General features: G+C 72.5%; 4 protein-coding genes. 1 reads left to right on the plus strand and 3 read right to left on the minus strand.

The annotated features are described in order from the left end of the window. The coding region (locus Q0L54_RS10770) for a hypothetical protein (protein ID WP_296667994.1) at window positions 1–214 on the minus strand (214 nt) is incomplete at its 3' end. A gap of 287 nt (window positions 215–501) precedes the next feature. Between Q0L54_RS10770 and Q0L54_RS10775 the strand changes: the two genes are divergently transcribed. Further along, window positions 502–2211 carry a DUF4012 domain-containing protein gene (locus Q0L54_RS10775; RefSeq protein ID WP_296667996.1) on the plus strand — a complete coding sequence of 570 codons (1710 nt, stop codon included), beginning with the start codon at window positions 502–504 and terminating at the stop codon, window positions 2209–2211. On the opposite strand, the gene Q0L54_RS10780 is transcribed toward Q0L54_RS10775, so the two are convergent. Further along, window positions 2208–3368 carry a glycosyltransferase gene (locus Q0L54_RS10780; RefSeq protein WP_296667999.1) on the minus strand — a complete coding sequence of 387 codons (1161 nt, stop codon included), beginning with the start codon at window positions 3366–3368 and terminating at the stop codon, window positions 2208–2210. The genes Q0L54_RS10775 and Q0L54_RS10780 overlap by 4 nt on opposite strands. Before the next feature lie 12 nt (window positions 3369–3380). Then, on the minus strand, window positions 3381–3784 hold a 404-nt coding region (locus tag Q0L54_RS10785), incomplete at its 5' end, for a hypothetical protein (protein WP_296668001.1).

Consider the following 3784-nt stretch of genomic DNA (forward strand, 5'->3'; position numbering starts at 1 on the left):
TCGACTGGTGGCCGGACCGCCGCGCGTTGAGCGAGCTACGCTCGGAGAGCGTGCGGGACGCGACCGCGAGCGGCACCTCCGCGAGGTTGCGCACCAGCGCGGCGGCCTCGTGCGCCACCGTCACGTCGTGGTCCGAGAGTTCCGCGAAGTCGCGGTCCGCGAAGTCGCCGAGCGCGACTACCGCGGCTGCGAGATCGGTGACCGAGAACCTCATGACAACAGTCCATCACCCGGGTCTGACATTCCACGACAAACTGGACGATGCGGCACAAACCTGTGGATAACCCGCTATGCCGTTCGGCGCGTGCCGCGGCTATCCTCGACTCAGCGGCAGGGTGGGGCGGCCGCGCTGAGGGCCGGTGACGGCTGCCCTTCGCGTCGCCCGCGTGCCGCCGCAACCGGCGACCGGGGGAGGGCGCGATGGGCGACACGGCCGAGGACACGGGCCCAACCCCCGCAACCCCCCCAACCCGTGCCCGCGAATGGTGGAGCATCGCGCCGGTGGCCGCGGTCATCGTCGCGATCCTCGCGTTCGTGGTCGCCTTCGTCTGGGACGGCGTCCACCTCCAGAGCGCCGCCGCGGACCTCAAGAGCGACGCCCGCATCGTCCAGGAGGCGGTCGACGCCCGCGACTCCTCCGCCCTGCGCGCGGGCGTTCAGGACCTCGAGCAGTCCGCCCAGCGCTTCGCCGGCGCCACGGACGGTCCGCACTGGTGGCTCGCGGCGCACACGCCGTGGGTCTCCCAGCAGGCGCGCCCGCTGCGCCAGGCCGGCGCCTCGATCCGCGCGATCGCCAGGGACGCCCTGGCGCCCCTCGCGGCGCTCGACAGCCTCGACGCCCTCGAGCCACCGCGCTTCGAGGACGGCCGTATCGACCCGTACGTCCTGGAGCCCTTCCGCCCTGCCCTCGAGCAGGCCGCCGCGACCCTGACCGCGGAGAGCGCCGCCCTGGACGCGATGGACCTCACGGGCACCTTCGAGCAGGTCGCCACCCCGTTCGTCGAGCTCAGCGAGGAGATCTCCTCGCTGGCGACCACGGTGCAGGACGCCCACGTCGCCGCAGAACTGCTCCCCGCCATGCTGGGCGCGGAGGCGCCGCGCAACTACCTGGTGGTGGTCCAGAACAACGCCGAGCCCCGCGCCACGGGCGGCATCGCGGGCGCCGTCATCGAGGTCACGGTCGATGACGGCCGCATGACGCTAGGCCGATACGTCCCCGCCTACACCCTCACCGATCGCGAGGCCCCGCCGGCCCTCACCGAGGATGAGGAGCGCATCTTCAGCCGCCGCATGGCCATCTACCCGCAGGACGCGAACTTCACGCCGGAGTTCCCCCGCACCGGCGAGATCCTCAGCGAGCAGTGGACGGCGAAGACCGGCGACGTCGCGGACGGCGTCCTGTCCATCGACCCGGTCGCGCTCGGGTGGATGCTCGAGGGCGCCCCGGCCATGACCATCGACGGGTTCGACATCGACGGCGACAACCTCGCCCAGGTGATGATGAGCGACGCCTACGCCGCCTTCGCCACTCCTGACGAGCAGGACGCCTTCTTCGCCCGCGCATCGTCCGTCCTTTTTGGTGAGCTGGTGAGCGGCGAGGCCTCGACGTTGGGCGGCGTGGAGCGGGCGGTTGACGCGGGGCGGCTGCTGTTGTGGGCGGACGATGCGGGGGAGCAGGACCTCCTGGCGACCACCGCGATCGCGGGTGACTTCGTGGGAAGGGACCGTGCCCTGGGCATCTTCTCGAACGACGGCTCGGGTTCCAAGATCGGGTACTACGTGGATACGGCCGTGGAGATCACCGATCACTTCTGCGCCGACGGTTCGCTGGAGGGCCAGACTGTCGCGCTCACCCTCACCCACTCGTACGAGGGCGACGTCGCGGACCTGCCGGACTACGTCGCGGTGGGAGGCGGGTTTGTGCCGCCGGGCGAGTTCCAGACCAACGTGCTGGTGTACCCGCCGGTGGGCGTGGGCATCGAGGCCCTCACCGTCGACGGTGAGGAGGGCCTGTTCGCCGCGGACTCGCACCACGGCCGCGGCGTCGCGCAGCTGAGGGTCACGCTTGACCCGGGACAGAGCACGCTGCTCGAGTGGGACCTGGTGGCGGATTCCTACCTGCGCACGCCCCCCGACCTGGTGCTGACCCCCGGTCCTCGCGAGGCGGACGTGACCCGCGCCTCCGACACCGCGGGCGTCGCCGGCTGCTAGCCCCGCGCATCCTCCATCGCGCCGGCGAACGCCTCGATGGTGAGCCGGTACCAGGTGTCGGGTGAGAAGTCCGTGGCGTAGCGGGCGCGGGCGGACTGCGCGGCGTCGGCGCGCGGCAGCGCGAGCGTCGCGTCCAGGGCGTCGGCAAGGCTCTGGGGCGAGCCGGGGGTGTGGAGGCGTACGGCGTCGCCTTCGAGTTCGGCCAGCCCGCCCGATGCGGCGGCCACCACGGGCGTCCCGGCCGCCAGCGCCTCGACGGCCACCAGCCCGAACGGTTCCGGCCACACAGAGGGCACCGCGACCGCGCCGGCGCCCGCCATGAGCGCGGTCACCTCGCGGTGCGGCAGCCGGCCCAGCCATTGGATCCCGGGGGTCAACTCCCGCGGCGCCTCGGGACCCACAATCTGCAGCAGCGCGCCCGGCCGCCGCTCGCGGAGCAGCGCGAATGCCGTCAGCAGGTCCGGCAGCCCCTTCTCGGGGGTGTCGCGCCCCGCGAAAACCACCACCTCCCGGGGTGCGGCGTCGGAGTCGGCGGGCGAGGCGTCGCCGGGCACCGTCAGGTTGGGCCGCACGGTAATGCGCGCCGCGTCCATGCCGGCGCGCTCGGCCACGTCCCGCACGTAGCGCGAGATGGCGATCACGTGTGCGCCGGCGCTCGCCTTGCGGTCGACGCGCCGCGCCAGGGTCGCCACGGCGGAGACGGCGCGCGAGTCGCGGTAGCACCCGTGGACGATGCCCGCCACGCCGGGGTTGCCCACACAGCTGTCGCAGAACTTCCCGTCCCGGAACAAGTTGGCGGAGACGCACGCGAACCGGTAGTTGTGCAGCACGCGCACCACCGGGACGCCGTGGGCGCGGCAGGCCTCGATCACAGAGCCAGAGAGCCCGGGGAACACGTTGTTGACGTAGGCGACGTCGGGCCGGAACTCGCGGAGGTGCTCCGCGACCATCGCGGCCGTAGCCGGGTTCGACACCGTGGCGCGCAGCCTCCCCGCCGTCCCGAGCGTCGCGAGCTGGGCGTTCTCGACGGTGACGTCGAGCACCTCGTGCCCGCGCTCGCGCAGGTGGGCGACCTCGGTGCGGTGCACCTGGTCCTCGCCGCCGGGCACCTGGTAGAAGGCGTGGAGCGCGAGGATCCGCGGCAACGGCTCAGCCACCGGTGCCACCGCTCACAACCCCCGCACCCACCGGTCGATCACATCCACCGCCGAGCGCATCGCGCCATACGCCGCCTCATACTCCGCCCGGGACCCTCCGAACGGGTCCGGCACGTCGGGCACCTCGATACCGGCCAGCAGATGCCGATGCGCCGCCCCCGCCCGCGCCACACTCATCAGTCGCGCCTCCGCCCCGGCCCCCACCAGCGGCACCCGCATCTGCGCGAACGCCACCAGCTCCAGCAGCAAGAAAATCCGATCTTTGGCCTCCGGCGCCATCCGCAGCAGGTAGTCGACCTGGTTGGCGCTGAACGCGATCACCAGGTTCACCTTGCGCACCTCGTCGTGCGTCACCGCCTCTGACCGGTGGCCACGCCCGTCCATGCCGTCGTGTCGCAGCAGGGACCGCATCTCTC

Source organism: Demequina sp., assembly GCF_024642165.1.
In the GTDB taxonomy this organism is placed as follows: domain Bacteria; phylum Actinomycetota; class Actinomycetes; order Actinomycetales; family Demequinaceae; genus Demequina.